Here is a 21,678-nt window from a genome sequence, read left to right on the forward strand (position 1 = left end):
ATTAACAATGGTTCAGGAATATTCTAATGCAGTGGCTACATTTATTTAAAATACAGTTACATTCAGTCATTGAACTTTTATCTAATACTCTTTGGTTACTCAGTGCGGAGCTTGTAGCTAAAATATCCCGTATATTCACTATTATTGTGTTGGCTGCTCAGTTATCTCCAATGTCCTATGGTACCGCCATGTTAGCATTAGCATTTCATGATGTTTTTGGCTTGTTGTTACGTGCTGGTGTGGGTAGCCAAATTATTAACTGTAAACCCTCTCAATTAGAAAGCTTTGCTAAAAATGGCGTCATAATCCAATGGGGAATTTGCTTAACTATAGCGATAGGCCAATACAGCTCGGCAAGCTATCTTTCTTCACTTTACGACAACGATGAGATTACTCTGTTATTGCAAACTATGGCTATCATTTATCTTTTGTATCCATGGGTTAGCATTAAAATATTTTTAATACAGCGTGAAAATAAAATGCGCTGGTACAGTATTAGAAATGGGGTGTGCGTAATAATAGAGAATGTAACAATCGCGTTAGCTGCTTTATTTGGAGCTGACATTTTGTCAGTCGCTTTAGGTAAAATTGCTTTTTCACTCTTTTGGCTTTTATTGTTTTCATTTACACCCGTTAAATCATACGGGGTTGCTTGTAACCTCTCTATTATTCATCAAATGCTTCAAACCTCAGGGAAATTGTTTAATACCGAGTTTCTGCGGGGTATTCGATTACACGCAGATACTTTTATTGCAGGTAAGTTATTAACACCTGAGCTCTTTGGGTTTTACACCTTTGCGAAAAATGCGGGCGTAGGTTTAAGTCAGTCTATCAGTCAAGTCTATTTGGGGGCTTTGTTTCCGTATTTGTGCGATTTAGAGCGACAAGGTCAGCTATTAACGCAACAAAAAAAAATAATTGCACTCTCTTTAATCATTAGTTTGTTGTTTGTTATTCAAGCGCTGATAGCACCTTTCTATGTCCCTTTCTTATTTGACGAAAAGTGGTCTTCAGTGGTGCCTATCATCACAATATTATGTTTAGTCGCTCTGCCTAATTTGATGATAGATATTGTTTGTTGTTTGCAACGTGTCAATGAACAATATCATGGTGAGACAGTTACTCGCTTAATCTGTCTACTTGTAAGTCTCTTAACGCTGTTTTCCATAACTCCAAATGAACCTATGGAGTTCGCACTGGCGATCTTCTTTAGTAGTTTATTTTGTTTAGTGCCAATTTATTTAATGAAGCTTATAAAGCCCTTTGCTAGCAATTTTCGTACTGCCATTTGATAGGAGAAAACACATGAATACTACTTCAATTCCAGTCGTCTCGGTCGTTATACCTATGTATAACGTTGAAAAATATATAGAACAAAGTATTAGCAGTGTCCTCGATCAAAGTTACCATCACTTTGAATTGATTCTTGTGGATGATGGCTGCTCAGATAATACACTGAACATAGTAAATAAATTTAGCGATCCCCGTATTAGTATTATTCGACAAGCTAACAGAGGTTTATCGGGAGCTCGCAATACAGGTATAGAGGCTGCTAGAGGAATTTATATTGCCTTATTGGATGCAGATGATTATTGGGCAGCAGATAAGCTAGCTAAACATATTCAACATTTAAGTGCCAACCCCAAAGTAGGGATCAGTTATTGCCCGTCATTATTTATTGATGAGGAAGGTGCACTTTTAGGCGTAGGTCAATTTCCTAAACTTAACAATATTACTAAACAGCATATTTTTTGCCGTAATCCTGTTGGCAATGGTTCCTCACCCGTCATTAGAAGATGTGTATTGTCAGAAATTGGCTATTTTGGGGTTGAAAAAGACAAATACCGAAAAATGTATTTTGATGAAAATTTAAGGCAGTCTGAAGATATTGAGCTTTGGACACGCATAGCTTTGAATACAAATTGGCAGTTTGAAGGCATTATTACGCCATTAACTTATTACCGAGTTAATGATTCCGGTCTTTCGGCAGATGTAAATAAACAGTTTGCAAGTTGGCAACATGCTGTCATGTTAAATAAAGCATCTCATCCAGCTTTTTTTAAACAGTTTTACAGCTTAGCAAAAGCGTATCAATTAAGGTATCTAGCTAGAAGAGCAATACAGTCGAAGAGCAAGATCAATGCCTTTAAGCTTATTCACCAAGCTATTTATTGCAATTATCGAATTATGCTGCAAGAGCCTAATCGTACGGCCATGACTTTGTGTTGCGCCTGGATGAAATTTTTACCAAGTAAGTTATACAGCCGTATAGAGCGATATGCCATGTTGAATTTTGGTAATAGTTCAATCAAGTCGTAATTAATAAACCTTATTATTCACAATAGGCGACCTTAACTGTTTTAAGGTTTGGTTTTACTTCTATCTAGGATGAATTAACGCAGTTAACCGCCATAAATATTGTAGTGAGCGATGTAGAAATAAACGGCTATTTTCTAAACTTGGTACTGGCTGACCTTGCATATTGAAGAAGTTTTATCAGTAGTGCTAGCTAGTAAAATAGCTAAAAAGTAATCCAACGTAACATTCAGAGGCAATATGAATCGTATTAAAAAGTCAGCTAGAAGCTCAAGCCTTAAACAACTTTTTAGCGGTATGGAAAAGTCTGTTGCTGATAGTTTTACCTACGAACAGCGTAAAGCATTACAAAAAAGTATTACCACGCAGCATTGGCGCCAACACACGGTAGATTTTAGACCTACGTTAGCATTGCCTTTCATTCCTTGGAGTTTTTATCTTGTGTTTCTTGTTGGTGTAAACAAAAGAGGACTTTTACCGGCAGAGCGCTGTATAGCTTTTACTATGGTTTTGTTCATTCTATTTATGATTGGTTTATTTGTTATTGGATGTACTTTTGTACTTATTTACCTACTCAAATCCTGGTTAGGAATTGATTTATTTCCAAATGAGTCCTTAGGTGTCTGGGATAAATTCACAAGTTATTTTTAAATTTATAGTTAATTAGACAATATTCATATACTTGGAAGGAATTATAATGGTTTTTTTCTGCTCTTCACTAGACATCATAAATGAAATATATTTGTGTTGTTTTTGCTTACTTTATTCTTTACAGAAAAGTTTTACTTTCACTAGTAACAGTTATATATATGAATACACGACTATAATTACCCAAACATATTGTACAATGTTTGTTTTTGAGCTCTAATTAGTTGGCCGATAACCAAGGAACAATCAATGGAAAAAACTTCATTACTAATACTTGATGATGAAAAGGAAGTGTTAAATGCCTTGAATCGTGTTTTACGCAAACATTTTACGTTGTATTTATTTACGGATGCTAATGAAGCTATTGGTTTTTACCAAGATAATCCTAATATTCCGTTAGTTCTTACTGATATGAGAATGCCTATTATGGATGGGGCAACTTTCTTAGGGAAAATTATTGAAATTAACCCGCACTGTAAACGGTTTTTATTAACCGGCCATGCAGATATCAATTCAACTGTGATAGCTGTCAACGAAGGTAAAATATCTCACTACTTTTCAAAGCCTTGGGACAATGAAGAACTTGTAAGTAAACTGAAAAATGCGTATGAATTGTACGTTAATGAAAGAAAAACTAAGCAGTTATTGAAAGTTAATTTGGCTAAAAATGCAGAATTATCACTGATTAATAGCTCGCTTGAGTTAGAAACCAATAAGAATCAACAAAAATTAAAGCTTATCTCTACTCGCGAAGCGAATAACTTTGGTCGCCTTAAAAAGACCTTTTCGACCTTCATTGATATTTATGCTGAAACGATTTGTTTGCACAATCAAGATAGCTCGCGTCATAATTTCCGTATTGCTGCTCATGCCAGAATGATTGCAGAAAGGCACTCTTGTGACAAACTCACCACGTTTCAGATTTATATAGCTGGTTTATTATACGAAACAGGTAAGTTATCGCTTGAACAAACCTTGCTTAGCAAACCTTTTGATTCCATGACTCAGCAGGAAAAAAATCTATACAGTGGTTTTTATCAAAAAAGTTACGAACTACTTAAAAGAGTCGATGAACTTTCTTATGTTGCTGAGATAATTAAAAACATTCCAGTAAATTATAACGGGACTTCGGCTCCAGAGCACTTAGCAGAGGAAGAAATACCGCTAGGCTCACGTATTATTGCCATAGTTTCAATGTATGATAATTTAGTTAATGGACGGCAATCATCGGTTAAAACAACTACCGTTGGGGCTAAACACAGACTAAAAGAGTTGGCTAAAACGATGTTTGATCCAAGTTTAGTGAAACACTATTTAACCATATTGGAAGAGCACCCGAGTTCCAGTGAAGGTAAAGTCGATTACCTACTCAATTGCAGTGATTTACGAGAAGGCATGGAATTAACTAGGGACATTGTCAATGCTGATAAAAAGATCATGTTAACTAGAGAAACTAAACTAGAGCAGCACCATATTGATAGACTGCTCGATATTGAAAAGAGTCAAGGTGAGTTCTTTCTTATTTACGCCCGTTGATATGTTGTAATGTGGAAATAAAAAGGCCTTTATTAACGGGATTTGAACACGAAATATACGTAAGAAGCGCGATAACTGAATAACCCCCATATTTCGATAAGAGTATTAAGCAATATACTCTTATCTAACGCTATTCTCCCCCGTAAACACTTGCTATAATGCCCCATATCTTTGTGCGTAAAGCGCACTTTATACCAAGCTTCATACCAATTGGCATCATAAGCTGAGCCAATTGTATTAGGTTATTTCAGAGGTTTATTTTCATGTCGGATACCGAAAACCGCCCAACAAACTTTATTCGTAATATCATTGATGCCGATTTAGAGAGTGGTAAACACAAAAGTGTACAAACCCGTTTTCCACCTGAGCCAAATGGCTTTTTACATATTGGTCATGCAAAAGCTATTTGCTTAAATTTTGGTATTGCTCAAGATTATAAAGGCTTATGTAATTTACGTTTTGATGATACCAACCCTGAAAAAGAAGATATTGATTATGTTCATGCTATCCAAAAAGATGTGAAATGGTTAGGTTTTGAGTGGGCTGGGGATATTCATTATTCTTCAAATTACTTTGATCAACTACACGGTTTTGCCGTTGAACTTATTGAAAAAGGTTTAGCTTATGTTTGTTTCCTAAATGCGGAAGAAACTCGAGAATATCGCGGTACTTTGAATAAGCCAGGTAAAAATAGCCCATACCGTGATACGTCTGTTGAAGAAAATTTAGCTTTATTTACTAAGATGAAAAATGGTGAATTTGAAGAAGGTGTTTGTGCCTTGCGCGCGAAAATAGACATGACTTCAAGCTTTATGTGTATGCGTGATCCAATTATTTATCGTGTGCGCTTTGCTCATCACCACCAAACAGGGGATAAGTGGTGTATTTATCCTATGTATGACTTTACCCATTGTTTATCTGATGCATTAGAAGGTATAACTCACTCTATTTGTACGTTAGAGTTTCAAGATAACCGACGTTTATACGATTGGGTCATTGAAAACGTTTCTGTGCCAAGTACTCCTCATCAATATGAGTTTTCGCGCTTGAATCTTGAGTACACGCTAATGAGTAAGCGAAAGCTAAATACTCTGGTAGAAGATAAGTTAGTGGATGGATGGGATGATCCGCGTATGCCAACCATTGCTGCATTTCGTCGACGTGGTTATACCCCGGCTTCAATGCGCGAATTTGCTAAGCGAATCGGAGTGACCAAAATGGAAAACACTATTGAAATGAGTGTGTTAGAAGCTTGTATTCGCGAAGACTTAAATGATAATGCTCCACGTGCTATGGCAGTTTTAGATCCGATTAAATTGGTGATAGAAAATTACCCAGCAGATAAAAATGAAGATCTTGTTGTCAAAAATCATCCAAGTGATGATGAGCAAGGAACGCGTATTGTGCCATTTTCTAAAGAACTTTATATTGAAGCAGAAGACTTTAGAGAAGAAGCTAACAAAAAATATAAGCGATTAGTCATTGATAAAGCTGTTCGTTTACGTGGTGCATACGTGGTTACCGCTACTCGCTGCGACAAAGATGAACAGGGTAATGTTACAACCGTATATTGTAATTATAATGAAGATACCTTGGGTAAAAACCCGACCGATGGCACTAAACCTAAAGGTGTTATACATTGGGTTGATGCTCATAAATCATTAGATGCAACTGTACGTTTATATGATCGTTTATTTACTGTGCCAAACCCAGCAGCAGCTGAAGATTTTCATTCTGTCATTAATCCAGAATCTTTAGTGACTATTGCGGGTGCTAAAGTTGAGCCAGCATTAGCAGAGGCAAAAGCTGAATCTGCTTATCAATTTGAACGTCAAGGTTACTTTTGCTTAGATAATGATATTAAAGAGCCTGGAGCATTAGTCTTCAACCGTACAGTTGGTCTGCGAGATACTTGGGCTAAAATGGGGCAGTAGCCTAGTAATAAATTAGCGAAAGATGCAGTTAATACATTAACATTTTGCATTGTATGTTCGTGAAAAAGCCAATGGCGAGTTAATTAAACTTACCATTGGCTTTTTTTTTACTAAATCAGTTAGCTTTAGGTGAATATCAATCGGATTAATTTATTGGTCAGCTAAGAGTTCTATTAGCGGTCTTAGCGTAAAGAAAGTAAGTTAACTATAGTTACTCTATATTTCATTTATTTTTTGAAGTTTTCAATGTGATAATGAACTGCCAGAGGGCTATTTTTAAAAAGCTTACATGCAGCGTTATCGATTTTGACTAGAGAATAACTATTATCTTTAATCCATACCTTGCCTCTAGGTTTTTAATTCTCGCTAAGTGATTAATAAATTAGTACGATTGGTATAACTCATCCAAAATTAGCTCGGGCATATTTAATGTATAAACAGTTAGTTGCAATAATTCTAGCAAGTTTTTTTATATTAATTACCTTAGCTGGCTGTCAAGAGCCGCCGCAAGAAAAAAGTGCAAACACTACCACCGGACAAAACGATCTAAAGCCTAGCCTCAAAAAGGCAGTAAAACTTGTCAAAAAGAGAATAGCCGCCAGAACTTGGTCTGAAATAATAGCATCAGGACATATTAATGCGGTAAAACTGGATTGGCAGTTGGAGTCAGCCTTACCCCGAGCAGGTTCAACAGGTGCATATCACTCGACTTTATTGCAAGGTTTTGCTCAATCACGAGGTTTAACAGTTACCTGGCATAGGGTAAGTAATTTAGCGGCTATGTTTGAGAAATTATCAGCGTTTGAGGTTGATATTATTCCGCGACATTTAACGATTACTGAAAATCGCCTTGCAAAATATAGTTTTACCTATCCACTATTACGAGATAAAGAAGTGGTTATCGCGAAATCAGGTAAACATGATTTTAATGCCAGTGCTATTAATAATCTTCACTTACCCATCGGCTCAGCTTATATTGAAAGTGTGGTAAGTCAATATCCTCATTGGAATGTTAATGTTGTTAAAGAACAAGTTAGCTCACAAGAAATGGCAGATCATGTTGCACAAGGTTTAAGTAAATATACCATCATAGATGGTTTCGCTTTAGAAACATTAAAACAATATCGAGATGATATTCAAAGTGTTTTTACTTTACCCAAAGCCATTAATCTTGCTTGGGCCGTTAATTTAAATAATGACAGTTTTTTGCATGAATTAAATGAATTCATTTCAGTTCATCACGTTATGCAAATGATAGAGCCGGAGCGGACGGTTGGCTTTAAACAATTAAGAAAAGACAAACTTCCTCTGCGGGTGATCACTCGAAATAGCCCTGAAACTTATTTTTTATGGCGCGGTGAGTTACTCGGTTTCGAATATGATTTGATGCGTAAGTTTGCTGATATTCATAAGGTGAAGTTGGTTATTGTTGTTGCTGACAGTTATGAAGAAATGCTGGAATTATTAGCGGAGGGTAAAGGGGATATTATTGCCGCAGGTCTTTCACGTACCAAAGCTCGTACGAAAAAAATAACTAAGGCTAAGTTGGCCACAAGTATTCGTTATAATCGAGTAAAAGAGCAATTGGTTGCGCATCAAGATGGTGAACTAATAAATGAATTATCTGATCTTAAAGATAGAACGATAACTATCAGGAAGAGCAGCAGCTTTTGGCCTACAGCTCAAAAGCTTGCCAAAGATTTTGGCGCTAACATTGTCATAGCAAATGAAGATATTGCTACCGAAATACTAATTGCCCAAGTCGCGGATAAAGAGATAGATTTGACTATTGCCGACAGTAATTTGATCGCCATCGAAAAGACCTTTCGCTCACAAATTATTACGCCGCTCACTTTTAAGGAAAATGTACCCTACGCTTATTTAGTCAGGCAAAATAACCCGCAATTGCTCGCTTACTTAAATGAATTTATCAGGAAATACTATCGTGGCACTTTTTACAATGTGGTTAAAAACAAATATTTCTATAATGAAAGACTGCAAAAAAGTCATAAAAAACATCGTCTAACTTCAGGATCAATCTTATCACCTTACGATGATATAGTGCGCTCTCAAGTACAACCTTATCACTTTGATTGGCGACTTATTGTCTCGCAAATGTATCAAGAAAGCCGGTTTGACCCACTTGCCAGTAATGCCACGGGGGCTTTAGGATTAATGCAAATGTTGCCGCGTACAGCTGAAGAGCTGGGCGTAAAGGATTTAAAAGATCCTGAACAAGCCATTGCTTCAGGTGTGCAATATTTAGACTGGACACGCAATCGATTCTCTAAGGACCTGCCAGTACAAGAACAAATATTCTTTTCTTTAGCCTCCTACAATGCGGGATATGGCCATGTAAAAGATGCGCAACGCTTAGCAAGACAATTAGGATTAAGAAGTGATCGCTGGTTTAATCATGTTGAAAAAGCCATGTTATTATTGCAACGCAGACAATATTATAACAAGGCTCGTTTTGGTTATGTTCGAGGACGAGAGCCAGTGAATTATGTGCGTGATATCCATCAGCGTTATTTAAGTTACATTCGCATCACGGATTGATGGACTGAGCAACCGTATTTTGCCGAGAGGGCATAACCATTTCTGTCTAATTAATAGTGTCGATATTATGAAACCAATAAGAAACATTTTTTTAATGTTATTTAGTTTTCTCCTTCTGCCAGTAGAAGCCGAAGACATTGAACCAGTGCATTATGCTTACGCTAATTACTTAGGCAGTGGTATTTATCGAACTACGGGTCAAAATGCTAGTTTGATCAGCATGCCTTTTTCCTACGAGATTGGGCATGTAGGAAAAACAACATATGGTTTACGCTTGCCTGTTTCCGTCGGATTTTTTGACTTTGAACTTGCTGATTTACCAAGCCTTGATTTACCCGATAGTGTAGGCACAGTAACTTTTACCCCAGGACTTGCCTTTAACTACCAATACAGCAAGGATTGGTTTATTGAGAGCTATATTGACTTAGGTTATGGCCGGAATCTCACCACAAATAAAGGCGTCAGTATTCACTCATCAGGCGTTTCAGCACTTTATCATTTCGACATTAAAAATCATGATGGTATTTGGGCCAATAGACTTTATTACGCACGTTATGATGGTAATGGTTATAATGCGAAGGACTCCTATGCTGCAGCGCAGATTGGTATAGATTTGGGGTTACCCATACAATATCAAGTACTAGATTACCCATTTCAACCGAGACTTTTTGCCACCGCCTTTTGGTATTTTAGTGAGGTTGACTTTTTAACACCGCGAACACGAAGTTTTAACGAAGAAGATAATGTCACATTAACTAATAGTGTCGAGTTTGGTTTTACCCTGAAATTTGCTAAAACGATTGGTTATACGTGGGCAGGAATTGAAAGGTTAGGGTTAAGTTATCGTTATAGTAAGAATTTTAGCGCTTTTCGATTATTGTTTAGTTTTCCAATTTAACGCTACAATTCAATTTTTTGGTTTTATGAGCTCGTAAGTTAAAATAAAAAGAGGCTCAAGGCCTCTTTTTATTTTTTTAGCTAAATCCGTAAGGCTTGATCGCCGCGTGCCATACCAACACAACCCGAACGAGCCGACTCAATAATTTCAGTCTCGTTTTGTAAGGCATTAATAAAGGCATTGAGTTTATCAGCATCACCGGTCAGTTGAACCGTATAAACCTGCTTGCCAATATCGATAATATTACCGCGAAATATATCAGTTATCCGTTTTACTTCAGTGCGAGATTTATCATTCATCGCTGACACTTTTACTAATAATAATTCACGCTCTATATGCTTTCTATCAGTAATATCGGTGATTTTTATCACATCAATAAGCTTATTTACTTGTTTAACAATTTGTTCTAGTACCTTGTCATCACCTTTCGTTGCAATCGTCATTCGGGATAAACTATTATCATCAGTGGGTGCAACGGTTAAGCTTTCAATATTGAAAGCACGTTGAGAGAATAATCCAACGATACGTGATAGTGAGCCAGGCTCATTTTCCATCAAAATGGCTAAAATTCTACGCATTATGCTTTAACTCCTTTACTTAACCACATTTCATCTATTGCACCTGTGCGTATATGCATAGGGTAAACATGTTCTTTTTCATCAACCATTACATCAACAAAAACTAATTTATCTTTAATAGCAAAAGCTTGTGTTAACTTATCTTCTAATTCATCTAATGTATCTATTTGAATACCTACATGGCCATATGCTTCTGCAATTTTAATAAAGTCAGGCAAAGACTCCATGTAAGATGATGAATGGCGACCACCATAAACCATATCTTGCCATTGGCGTACCATCCCAAGAGAGCGGTTATTTAACGTAACGATAACTACAGGTAAGTTATATTGAGAGCAAGTAGAAAGTTCCTGAATATTCATTTGAATTGAGCCATCACCTGTGATGCAAATAACATGTTTATCAGGAAAGGCAAGTTTCACCCCCATTGCAGCAGGTAAACCAAAACCCATAGTGCCTAAACCGCCAGAATTAATCCATTGGCGTGGTTTGGCAAACGGGTAGTGTTGGGCTGCAAACATCTGGTGTTGGCCAACATCAGAACAAACATAAGCCTCACCATTAGTTATCTTATACATGGCTTCAACGACACGTTGTGGTTTGATTTTTTCGTTTTCATCTTGCTGATAACTTAAGCTTTTAACATTTCGCCATAAGTTAATTTGTTGCCACCATAGGCTTAATGCGTCCTTATCAGGCGTGAAATTAATTTCCTTTAACTCGTCAATTAGCTGTTGCATTACTATTTCGACTAACCCAACAACAGGTACATGGGCATTAATGGTTTTAGAGATAGAAGTAGGATCAATATCAACATGGATAATTGTTGCATTAGGACAAAATTTTTCGACATTATTAGTAACCCTGTCATCAAAACGAACCCCTAGTGCTAAAATAACATCAGCATTGGCCATGGTTTTGTTGGCTTCCAGCGTACCGTGCATTCCTAACATGCCAATATATTGGTCATGAGTTCCTGGAACACCGCCCAACCCCATTAAGGTATTTGTTACAGGTGCCTTGAGCGTTTCTACTAAGGTTGTTAACAATTCTGAAGAATCAGAAATCACTATACCACCACCAGAATAAACAACTAATTTCTTTGCCTTGGCGATAGTTTGTGCTGCTTTTTTAATTTGCTTAGTGTGGCCCTTAACATTAGGGTTATAAGAGCGCATTTTTATATCAGTATCGATACTAAATGGTCCCTTATTTTGCGGTATCAATACATCTTTAGGTAACTCTACAACCACAGGTCCAGGTCTACCTGTGTTTGCTAAATAAAAGGCTTTAGCTATGGCATCAGGAATATCAGTCAAACTGCGACAGTTAAAGCTGTGTTTGATAATTGGGCGTGTACAACCGACTATATCTGTTTCTTGAAAAGCATCATTACCAATAAGCGTGCTCGCAACCTGTCCAGCAAGAACTACCATAGGAATTGAGTCCATATAAGCCGTAGCAATACCGGTTACGCAGTTAGTTGCTCCTGGACCAGAGGTTGCTAATACAACACCAACTTCACCCGTTGCTCTTGTATAACCATCCGCCATATGTGTCGCGGCTTGTTCATGACGAACTAAAATATGTTCTATTTCATCCTGCTGAAATATTGCATCATATATATCTAGAACGGATCCGCCGGGGTAGCCGAAAATGTATTTAACTTTCAGTGCTGATAGTGATTTAACTACCATTTCTGCACCTGTAAAAAGCTCTGTTGTCATACCATCACCTTGATTTTGTTAACTAGTTTATTGTAAATAGAGTGTTGTTCTTAAAATTAAAATTATTGTCGAGCAAATAAAAAACCCTCGGTCTTAAAAAGAGCGAGGGTTTCTTGATATTCGGCTTAATCATTTTTGCTAAGCACAAGTTATCCCCGCTAATGGTAAAAGTACCACTACGACTATGAGGACGACATTGAGGATAGTTGCTTTAAAAATCATATAATTTTGCAAAAATTTAAACAGTTTAGTGACTACTATTTTTAAAGGCTTTCGACACTGGTGTCAACCAATAAATACAAAACAGTAAAAATAGCACTCTTTATAGTTTATATTGAGTATTGACGGCAGTTATATCTGTGTAATTTTTATGATGTTGTTTACAGATTGTTAAGCTTGGAAACAATTTAAATCACTGTTTTGTCTGTATTAGTAACGTATTATGATTTATATTAACTGTAATCTTATATCGCAGACCTGAAGAGCTATATCATTATCGCTATAACATTGGTCTTACAAAAAATGGAACAGATATGAACCCTATTAAATTATTAGTGATTACCAGCTTAATCATTTTTACCACAGCTTGCGCGACCAATTCAGCTAAAGTGAATTTTGACAAGAACACTGAAATTGAAACGGTTAACTATAAAACGTTTGCTTGGTTAACGAATGCTAAAATAATGGCACCACCTGTTGATATTAACCCTGTGATGAAAGAAAGAGTTGATAACAGCATTGAACAAGCTTTTATTGCGAAAGGTTATACATTAGTTGATGACCCAGAAAATGCTGATTTTGCTATCTCATATACAGTAGGTAGTCGTGATAAAATTAAAGTAAATAGTTACCCAGCTACCTATAACAGTGGATTTGGTTGGGGCCGCGGTTATTATGGCGGTCGTGGTTATTACGGTACTATGTCAATGGGTACTGAAACGAGCGTTAGACAATACACCGAAGGTAAGTTAGCTATTGATGTCTACGATGTTAAAAATCATCAACCAGTATGGCATGGTTGGGCAACAAAACGTTTGTCTTCAGAAGATAAAGAAACACCATCAGCAACATTGAACGAGATTGTTATTAAAGTTGTAAATCAATTTCAATAACCACTAACACTATACAATGATATAAAAAGCGGCTTAGCCGCTTTTTTTTGCTTCAAATTTAGCAAGTCATGGTGTTGAATAAGTGATACGACTTATGGAGCAATAAAACAAGGAGGGAGTGCTTAGCTTGATGTCCTTATGAGCATAGAGAAGAACTGCTCTAGGGGGGCTAAATCGCTGATATTATCAGAATAATGCTATAGCGGGTAATAATTAGTCCGTTGATAACTTATCTACTGTCGCTAAACAAGCCGCCATAAATGTATCAATAAAGTATGCTACTTCAGGCATATTTTCTTTTAATGTTGAGATTTTTATCGCTAAGCGTTGCTCAACATGATCAAATTCTGGGTTTTTATGATTAATCTCATCTAAGGCCTTTATATAAGCGACAATTATATCGGCAGCTTTAACAATTGCTTTGTACTCTTCTGAAACATTATCTTGTACGATAATATCGCTAAAAAGCAATTGAAGTTCTTCAGGTAAGGAGGCTAAACACTCTTGTTCTGCTAATAGCTCAATCTTCTTAAATTCTCTCGCTATTTCTTTATTGGCATACTTTGTCGGATTAACAATATCCCCATAGCGAGTTTCACTCGCTTCATGGTACATGGCAATAGTTGATATTTTATCGGCATTAATATTGCCATTAAATTTTTTATTTTTAATGACAGCCAGTAAATGGGCAACAATAGCCACTTGATGAGAGTGTTCAGCGATATTTTCAGGCTTGACACAAAACATTAATGACCACCGTTTGATCAATGGCATGCGAAACATCCAGGCTAGAAATGAACTTTGCATGATGTCTCCTTGCTATTAATTTTGGCTTGATGACTAAAAATAGTTATATCTACTTGCTTGGCTTAACTTGCTTATAGCTGGCAAAAAAAGTTTTTAATTTTTCAAGTGCAGGTATTAACTCATCAACGTGTGGTAAAAAGACTAAACGGAAATAATTATGTTCTTTGATATTAAACGCACGGCCATGAACAAGTAATATTTTTTCTTGTTTTAACAAGTCTAAAATCATTTTTTCATCATTATAAATACTGAATTTTTTATTATCTACTTTGACAAATAAGTACAAAGCGCCCATTGCAGGGTGACAAGATAAACCATCAATATCATTAATCATTTTAGCAGCAATATTTCGTTGCTTTAATAATCGGCCATCACCTTCGATTAGTTCATTTATACTTTGATAACCGCCTAATGCCGTTTGAATAGCATGTTGACAGGGAACATTGGCACAAAGTCGCATTGAAGAGAGCATAGTTAACCCCTCTAAATAATCTTCAGCATGGATCTTAGGTCCAGAGATCACCATCCAGCCAGCTCTAAAACCAGCAATACGATAGTTCTTAGAAAGCCCGCCCATGGTAATGATTAATACATCCTGTGCTAGGCTGGCCGTAGGTATATGTTTAGCTTGATCAAATAGTATCTTATCGTAGATTTCATCACTAAAAATGATCAAGTCGTGCTTACGTGCTAGCGTGATAATACCTTGTAAAATCTCTTCGGGGTAAACCGCACCTGTAGGGTTGTTTGGGTTGATCAATACAATTGCTTTAGTTTTCTTTGTGATCTTTGCTTCCATATCCACTAGATTTGGATACCAAAAGTTTTCATCATCACACTGATAATGTACTGGGGTACCACTTGAAAGTGAAACTGCAGCAGTCCACAGCGGGTAATCTGGTGCAGGGATCAAGACTTCGTCACCATTATTAAGCAATCCTTGCATTGCCATAACAATCAGCTCACTCACACCATTACCGATGAAGATGTCTTCTACACTGACATCCTTAATGCCTTGTTGTTGAAAATATTGCATAACGGCAACACGTGCAGAATATATACCTTTAGACTCGGCATAACCTTGTGAACTAGGTAAATTATGAATAACATCTTTTAAAATATCATCAGGTGCTTCAAAGCCAAAAGGGGCAGGGTTGCCTATGTTTAACTTAAGAATTTTATGACCTTCATCTTCAAGGCGTTTTGCCTCGGCCGCTACTTGTCCTCTAATATCATAACAAACATTATCTAATTTAGATGACTTGGTAATAGCTTTCATGAGTTGGCAACTTCTTAAGTAAAATGGAAAGAAAAGGGAACACCTCATTGTTGCTAATAATGCACTGTTTTGAAAGTCTTATTTTGGCTTTATTTATGATAATTTATCTTATTTTATCGGTAAAAGGCATATTGCAACAATGCATTTACTTTTATTTGTCGATTAGTGAACAAAAGCGTTAACAATATGAAAAGTGTTTTACTCAATAATGACTAACAATAGGAGCGCTAAGTAAATTATATTTTTTCAATAAAAAAGGGGCAAAAGCCCCTTTATTTTATTGCCTTAATTATTTAACCGATTGCATTATTAGTTAAATAAAGACATGACATCAGCAATAGCAATAAGCGACTTTTCACCAGTGATGCGGTTTTTAAGTTCTACTTGTTGAACATCAAGATTACGTTCACCAATGATAAGTAATAATGGAGTTCCCATTAATTCATGGTCAGCAAACATAACGCCAGGGCGTTCTTTTCTGTCATCAAATAAGACTTCAATGCCTGCTTGGTTTAATGATTCATATAAGGTCTCAGCTGTTTCTTTTACTCGTGCTGATTTTGCCATATTCATTGGCACGATAGCCACTTGAAATGGTGCAATAGCTTTCGGCCACTTGATACCATATTTATCATGATTTTGTTCTATAGCAGCAGCCACAATTCGTGAAACACCGATACCGTAACAACCCATAGTCAATGTTTGGTTTTTACCACCTTCATTGAGCACCGCACAGTTCATTGCTTCTGCATATTTACGGCCTAATTGGAAAATATGACCTACTTCAATACCACGTTTTATTTCAATGTTACCTTGACCACATGGGCTTGGATCACCAGCAACGACGTTACGAATATCATGTACACTAATGTCGTTACAATCACGCTGCCAGTTTACACCAGTTAAATGCGCGTCATCTTCGTTGGCGCCACAAACAAAATCACTTAAATGAGCAGCACTGCGATCAACAATCACTTCAATGTTTAAACCTATAGGGCCAATAGAGCCAGCATTACAGTCAGCCGCGGCTGCTATTTGTTCTTCGCTGGCAAACGTTAATGGTGACGCGACTTGTGGTAAATGCTCAGCTTTAATTTCATTTAGCTGATGATCACCTCTAAGTACAAGGGCAACAACTGTTTCTGCTTCATCTTCTGCCGTTGCACCGACAACTAAGAGGGTTTTTACTGTTGTTTTCAAGTCAACAGATAAGCACGCTACTAAGTCATCCATAGTTTTAACATTTGGTGTCGCTACTTTGGTTAATTCTTGTGTTGGTTCTGCACGCTCGCCTACGGGGGCTAAGGCTTCCGCTTTTTCAATATTCGCTGCGAAGTCACTTGCATCACTAAAAGCAATATCATCTTCACCTGAGTCGGCAAGCACATGGAACTCATGCGACTTCTCGCCACCAATAGAGCCAGTATCGGCAAGTACAGGACGGAAATTTAACTCTAATCGCTCAAAAATACGGCAATAGGCATCAAACATAATTTGATAGGTTTTTTCTAAACATTCGTCTTCTAAATGGAAAGAATAAGCATCTTTCATCAGGAATTCACGACCACGCATCACACCGAAACGAGGGCGTATTTCGTCACGAAATTTGGTTTGAATTTGAAATACATTTAATGGTAATTGCTTGTAGCTGCTTAGCTCATTAGCGACTAATTTTGTGATCACTTCTTCATGCGTTGGGCCTAAAACAAAAGGGCGCTTATGACGGTCATTGATACGTAACAATTCAGGACCATAATCTTCCAATCGACCTGACTCTTGCCAAAGATCTGCAGGTTGTACCATAGGCATCAATATCTCATTACCACCGGCGCGCTGTATTTCTTCACGAACAATCTGCTCCACTTTTTTCAAAACACGCAAGCCAGTTGGAAGCCACGTATATAAACCCGAGGCAAGATTACGAACAAGGCCTGCTCGTAACATCAACTGATGACTGATCACTTCTGCGCTAGCAGGAGTTTCTTTAAGAGTAGACAGTAAATATTGACTGGTACGCATCGTAAAATTTTCCGTAAAATAGAGATAAGTATAATTGGCGTTATTCTATCAGGGGGCTAGCTTATGAAAAAGTAATATATGTAATATTTATGACTTAGTTACGTCAAAATTATTAATGCGTCGTTTTATCGGTGTTTTGAGTCGTTTTCTTTACAAAAAATGATGAGGTAATGAGCATAACAACGCTGGTTAAACACTTATATAATTGTAATAACTTGCCGGAAAGCTTTTCGCCTCAACGAGATAGTAAAAGCTCTAGTTTTCGCTGGAGGGAAATTTTTATATCGGCACAATCATTTTATTATATTTATTATCAGCGTATAGTTTGCGCTATTGATGAGTAAGAAAATAAAAAGGGGCAAGTGTGCAAATAACGGTTATTCAAGCAGATTACCATAATGAGCAACACGGTAAAGATTTAGTCATGTTGTTAAATGCTTATGCACTTGATCCAATGGGTGGTGGTGAAGCATTATCTGATCAAGTTCAGCAAAATTTAGTAACTACAATAGCAAAGCGACATGATTTTTTAACACTACTTTGTTATGTTGACGGTCAACCGGCGGGAATTCTTAATTGTGTTGAAGGGTTTTCTACATTTAAATGCAAGCCGCTACTTAATATCCATGATTGCGGTGTATTAAAAGAATACCGAGGTTTAGGCCTCAGTCAAAAAATGTTTAATGAAGTCGAAAAAATATCGCGTGAACGTGGTTACTGCAAATTAACGCTTGAAGTGTTAGAGGGTAATACTGTGGCGCAAAATATTTACACTAAACTAGGCTTTAGTAGCTATGAGTTAGATGAAAAAACAGGTAAAGCGCTGTTTTGGGAAAAAGTACTTTAACTTTTTTATTGCACGTTCATATTGCCTAGTAAACATACCCATAATATTCAGTTTCAAACGGATAGCGTATAATCATTACAAGCTGTCATTTTTAGTTCTTATGGGTAAATCTTTGTCTTGTTTTTCTTGCCAGTGCTAAAACGAAATGGGTCTTCTTTTTTTTGGTACCTTAACGTTATCATCCTGTGATATAGACATAGGATCAGGCTTAGTTTTATTTGATTTAGCCTTTTTCTGTGTTGTATTTGATATTGAAGGAGTATTAGCTTGGTCGTTAACCGCTTTGGTTTTAGTTATCGGGCTACCTAAGGAAGGTGCTGTCGGCTCTGTTTCTGTTTGTTCAGAGGTCGATTCAACAAGCGCTTCATTGATGATTAACTGAACCACTTCTCCATTAAATTCAATCACATCTTCATGATATACTTTTTTACGCTTTTGGTATTCAACTTCACCATTTAGTAAAACATAGCCTTCACTAATAACGATTTTTGCTTCACCACCCCCGCCTACCAAGTCAGCTATTTTTAATAACTTACATAATTCGACAGGTTGGTGGTTTAATTCAATAACTAGGTAACTATCTGACATAGACTTCTCGATAATAAACTGAGATTTATTCTTGTATTAATTGAGATAACAGCTCTGAGATTTCAGCTTTTATCTCATCGTTATCAATAGTTTTTGCAGCTTCATTCGCTTTGTTTGCAAAAATCAGGGCTTGTGCTTTCTCTTCAAATTCAACTTGACGAAGCGCCATCGCTAAATAGGTCGATGCCGTGAACACTGGCAATGTTAATTTTTCTGCTGTTGCTAACGCTATTTCATAGATATCCATCGCTTGATCACCATCTTCGGTAAAGTCAGCAAGTGCTTCCCACTGCAGAGGGTGATCTTTTGGTGAGCCTTGGTTCGTGGCACAAAGCTGCTGTAATTTTTTACAACTGGCAAGTCTCAGTTCATCATTGTCGGTATTCGAAGCGTTAGCAATGTCTTGGCAAATGGTAAGAATGTCAGCGTATAAAGGAGCTTTCATAGATAATCCTAGTATATATAAGTAGTTACCGCTTAAACTTTTAACGTAATTTTATTTACAGCGGCATAATTTCAGGCGATATTAGCATACTGACATTTTTTTTACATTAACCCGTACACAATACAGGATTGTATGATGAAACTTCGCCTTAATGTACCCATACTAACAGTTATTAAAACATGGTTTATAATATGTTTTTTCCTACTTTTTTCTTTAACTAGTTTTGCTACTGATTGGCCACAAGAATTATCGGGTGATCGCGGCACGATAGTGGTTTATCAACCTCAACCGGAAAAACTTAAAGGTAATATTTTAACTGGACGAGCAGCAATGTCCCTTGAATTAAAAGACAACCCAAGCCCCATTTTTGGTGTGTTTTGGTTCTCGGCTAAAATAGCGACAGATCGTAGTGAAAATACAGTAACGATTAGCCAATTGAAAGTAACTAAAGTAGGTTGGCCTGACTCGAAAGAGTCAGATGAAGAGCAGTTTAGTCAATTTGTTGAAGCGCAATTAGTTAGTTCTTCATTTACCGCGTCTTTATCTAAATTGACAGCGAGTTTAACTAGTGCGGAACAAATAAAAGAAAGCCTCGCCGCGATTAAAAATGATCCCCCGATAATACAATTCACCAGTACGCTTTCTGTATTACTTAGTTATGACGGTGACCCTGTCTTTAGAGATATAGAAAAGAGTAGTTATCAACGAGCTTTAAATACACCTCTGGCGGTAGTAAAGAAAAAAAACCAAGAAAAATTTTATTTAACCAGTGGTCACTTATGGTATCAAGCGTCTTCAGCGCTGGGACCATGGACTATTTTAGCTAATCCTCCAGCAGATCTTAAAGCGTTAATCCCAAAAGAAGATGAAATAAGCGATGCACCACAAGTCATTTCAGCACCCAATATTGTAACGGTAACTGAGCCGACAGAATTGGTTGTTTCAGATGGTAAAGCTAATTGGACGAGTTTAGTCGGGGGCAAATTACTCTATGTTGAAAATACAGAAACACCTTGGTTGCGTGAGCTTGCCAGTGGTGAAATGTATGTGTTGTTATCAGGACGTTGGTTTAGAAGTAAAAGTGAACAAGGACCTTGGATTTTCGTTCGTGCTGATAAATTGCCACAAAGCTTTAAAGAAATCCCACCTGACTCTGCTATTGGTGGCATTAGAACTTCTGTGGCCGGGACCGACGAAGCAGAACAAGCGGTATTAGATGCTCAAATCCCGCAAACAGCGGCGATTAAACGTAGTGAAGCTAAACTAACGGTAAATTACGACGGTGAGCCTATTTTCGAGAAAATAGCTGAGACACAAGTTGAGTATGCAACCAATACTTCAGCGCAGGTACTCAAAATCTCGGAAAAGTATTATGCGGTTGATAATGGTGTTTGGTTTGTTGCCTCTAAGCCTAAAGGCCCATGGCAAGTGGCCGATAATATACCTCAAGAAGCGATAGCCCAAATTCCACCTAGCTCACCTATGTACAATACGACTTATGTCACCGTTTATGATTCGACACCTGAAATCGTTTACGTAGGTTATACCCCTGGTTACATGTGGTCCTACCCCTATTATGGGGTACCTATTTATGGTACCGGTTGGTATTACCCTCCTTATTATGTTGGCGGTTGGTATTACCCTAGACCTCCCACGTGGGGGCTACATGTAGGTTATAACCCATGGACTGGTTGGAATGTTGGTGTAAGTTGGGGGAGCCCATTCTTTAGAGTTGGTGTTGTATGGAGCGGTGGTTATCACCACCACCCAAGACCTTGTTGCGGTCGCTATTATGGCGGTGGCTATCGAGGCAATACCAACATAAACATTAATGGTAATGTGAATATTGGCAACTCAGTGAGTATTGCAAATCGTGCTCATGCTAAGAAAAGAATAGCTGAAAATCCGGCTAATAGGGCAGGGGGGAGAATAACACAAGGTCATAGAGCTAATAACTTATATAATCAAGGGGTTAATAAAAAGCGTAATGCTATTAAACAACCCTCGACAGGAAAAATAAACAGAGCAAAAGTCTCTCCTAAAAGAGCGAACAATGTCTATGCCGACAAGCGTGGTGGTGTTGTACGACATGAAAATGGTCAGTGGCAAAACCGTAGCAATAAAAACTGGAAAACGGTGCCGAAACAAGGAACGCTGAATTCCCCTTCTTTTCCTAATCAACAATCACGTAACCAACAGATAAATAGTCAAAAGCGCAATAATCGTACCTTTGATCATAAAACGATGAACCGAGAGTTGCATGGTCGACAAATGGGAAATATGTCGCGAGGAGCTCGTCAGCCGATGGGAAGTGCTCGACGAGGTAGATAATTTGCTCAACCAAATGATCTCCGCTATAAAATAAATGGACAGAAAGCCTTAGTA

General features: G+C 37.3%; 17 protein-coding genes. 10 read left to right on the forward strand and 7 right to left on the reverse strand.

The features are described 5' to 3' along the window. Positions 1 to 26 precede the first annotated feature (26 nt). The 7 genes from ND2E_RS00860 (at position 27) to ND2E_RS00830 (ending at position 9,891) form a co-directional block, all read left to right on the forward strand. Complete coding sequence (locus ND2E_RS00860) at positions 27 to 1,292, forward strand: oligosaccharide flippase family protein (protein WP_052057078.1); 1,266 nt, start codon at positions 27 to 29, stop codon at positions 1,290 to 1,292. 13 nt (positions 1,293 to 1,305) lie between these two features. Next, positions 1,306 to 2,319, forward strand: coding sequence for a glycosyltransferase family 2 protein (locus ND2E_RS00855; protein WP_033095879.1), 1,014 nt, complete (start codon positions 1,306 to 1,308; stop codon positions 2,317 to 2,319). Positions 2,320 to 2,556: 237 nt separating this feature from the next. Further along, positions 2,557 to 2,967, forward strand: a complete 411-nt coding sequence (locus tag ND2E_RS00850; protein WP_033095880.1) for a hypothetical protein — start codon at positions 2,557 to 2,559, stop codon at positions 2,965 to 2,967. 246 nt (positions 2,968 to 3,213) lie between these two features. Next, positions 3,214 to 4,500 carry an HD domain-containing phosphohydrolase gene (locus tag ND2E_RS00845; RefSeq protein WP_033095881.1) on the forward strand — a complete coding sequence of 429 codons (1,287 nt, stop codon included), beginning with the start codon at positions 3,214 to 3,216 and terminating at the stop codon, positions 4,498 to 4,500. A 263-nt stretch (positions 4,501 to 4,763) separates the two neighbouring features. Continuing rightward, positions 4,764 to 6,434, forward strand: coding sequence for a glutamine--tRNA ligase (gene glnS / locus ND2E_RS00840; protein ID WP_033095882.1), 1,671 nt, complete (start codon positions 4,764 to 4,766; stop codon positions 6,432 to 6,434). Between the two features lie 429 nt (positions 6,435 to 6,863). After that, complete coding sequence (locus ND2E_RS00835; protein WP_033095883.1) at positions 6,864 to 8,993, forward strand: transporter substrate-binding domain-containing protein; 2,130 nt, start codon at positions 6,864 to 6,866, stop codon at positions 8,991 to 8,993. A gap of 67 nt (positions 8,994 to 9,060) precedes the next feature. Next, a complete protein-coding gene (locus tag ND2E_RS00830; RefSeq protein WP_033095884.1) occupies positions 9,061 to 9,891 on the forward strand; it encodes a hypothetical protein in 831 nt (276 codons plus the stop codon). 80 nt (positions 9,892 to 9,971) lie between these two features. Here ND2E_RS00830 and ilvN read toward each other — a convergent pair whose 3' ends face one another. Together ilvN and ND2E_RS00820 are read right to left on the reverse strand one after the other, a co-directional pair. Further along, the gene (gene ilvN, locus ND2E_RS00825) at positions 9,972 to 10,469 is read right to left on the reverse strand and encodes an acetolactate synthase small subunit (RefSeq protein ID WP_033095885.1); all 498 of its coding nucleotides are present in this window, start codon (positions 10,467 to 10,469) and stop codon (positions 9,972 to 9,974) included. Beyond that, positions 10,469 to 12,196 carry an acetolactate synthase 3 large subunit gene (locus tag ND2E_RS00820; RefSeq protein ID WP_033095886.1) on the reverse strand — a complete coding sequence of 576 codons (1,728 nt, stop codon included), beginning with the start codon at positions 12,194 to 12,196 and terminating at the stop codon, positions 10,469 to 10,471. The genes ilvN and ND2E_RS00820 overlap by 1 nt, the downstream gene beginning before the upstream one ends. Before the next feature lie 533 nt (positions 12,197 to 12,729). On the opposite strand from ND2E_RS00820, the gene ND2E_RS00815 reads away from it, so the two are divergent. Further along, positions 12,730 to 13,308, forward strand: coding sequence for a DUF4136 domain-containing protein (locus ND2E_RS00815; protein ID WP_033095887.1), 579 nt, complete (start codon positions 12,730 to 12,732; stop codon positions 13,306 to 13,308). Between the two features lie 213 nt (positions 13,309 to 13,521). On the opposite strand, the gene yfbR is transcribed toward ND2E_RS00815, so the two are convergent. From yfbR to ND2E_RS00800, 3 genes are all read right to left on the reverse strand, one after another. After that, positions 13,522 to 14,115: a 5'-deoxynucleotidase gene (gene yfbR / locus ND2E_RS00810; protein WP_033095888.1), complete on the reverse strand. Its 594-nt coding sequence runs from the start codon at positions 14,113 to 14,115 to the stop codon at positions 13,522 to 13,524. A gap of 49 nt (positions 14,116 to 14,164) precedes the next feature. Then, on the reverse strand, positions 14,165 to 15,394 hold the full coding sequence (locus tag ND2E_RS00805; RefSeq protein WP_033095889.1) for a pyridoxal phosphate-dependent aminotransferase: 1,230 nt from the start codon (positions 15,392 to 15,394) through the stop codon (positions 14,165 to 14,167). Between the two features lie 309 nt (positions 15,395 to 15,703). Beyond that, positions 15,704 to 17,413 carry a proline--tRNA ligase gene (locus ND2E_RS00800; RefSeq protein ID WP_033095890.1) on the reverse strand — a complete coding sequence of 570 codons (1,710 nt, stop codon included), beginning with the start codon at positions 17,411 to 17,413 and terminating at the stop codon, positions 15,704 to 15,706. A gap of 364 nt (positions 17,414 to 17,777) precedes the next feature. Here ND2E_RS00800 and ND2E_RS00795 point away from each other — a divergent pair, with 364 nt between their 5' ends. Then, positions 17,778 to 18,260, forward strand: a complete 483-nt coding sequence (locus ND2E_RS00795; RefSeq protein ID WP_033095891.1) for a GNAT family N-acetyltransferase — start codon at positions 17,778 to 17,780, stop codon at positions 18,258 to 18,260. A gap of 135 nt (positions 18,261 to 18,395) precedes the next feature. On the opposite strand, the gene ND2E_RS00790 is transcribed toward ND2E_RS00795, so the two are convergent. Continuing rightward, positions 18,396 to 18,848, reverse strand: coding sequence for an RNA-binding S4 domain-containing protein (locus ND2E_RS00790; protein WP_033095892.1), 453 nt, complete (start codon positions 18,846 to 18,848; stop codon positions 18,396 to 18,398). A gap of 25 nt (positions 18,849 to 18,873) precedes the next feature. Continuing rightward, on the reverse strand, positions 18,874 to 19,293 hold the full coding sequence (locus ND2E_RS00785; RefSeq protein ID WP_033095893.1) for a hypothetical protein: 420 nt from the start codon (positions 19,291 to 19,293) through the stop codon (positions 18,874 to 18,876). Between the two features lie 132 nt (positions 19,294 to 19,425). Between ND2E_RS00785 and ND2E_RS00780 the strand changes: the two genes are divergently transcribed. After that, entirely contained in the window at positions 19,426 to 21,624 is a 2,199-nt protein-coding gene (locus tag ND2E_RS00780) for a carbohydrate-binding family V/XII (protein WP_223303718.1), read from the forward strand. Positions 21,625 to 21,678 lie beyond the last annotated feature (54 nt).

Origin of the sequence: Colwellia psychrerythraea, assembly GCF_000764225.1 — a bacterium.
GTDB lineage: Bacteria > Pseudomonadota > Gammaproteobacteria > Enterobacterales > Alteromonadaceae > Colwellia > Colwellia psychrerythraea_D.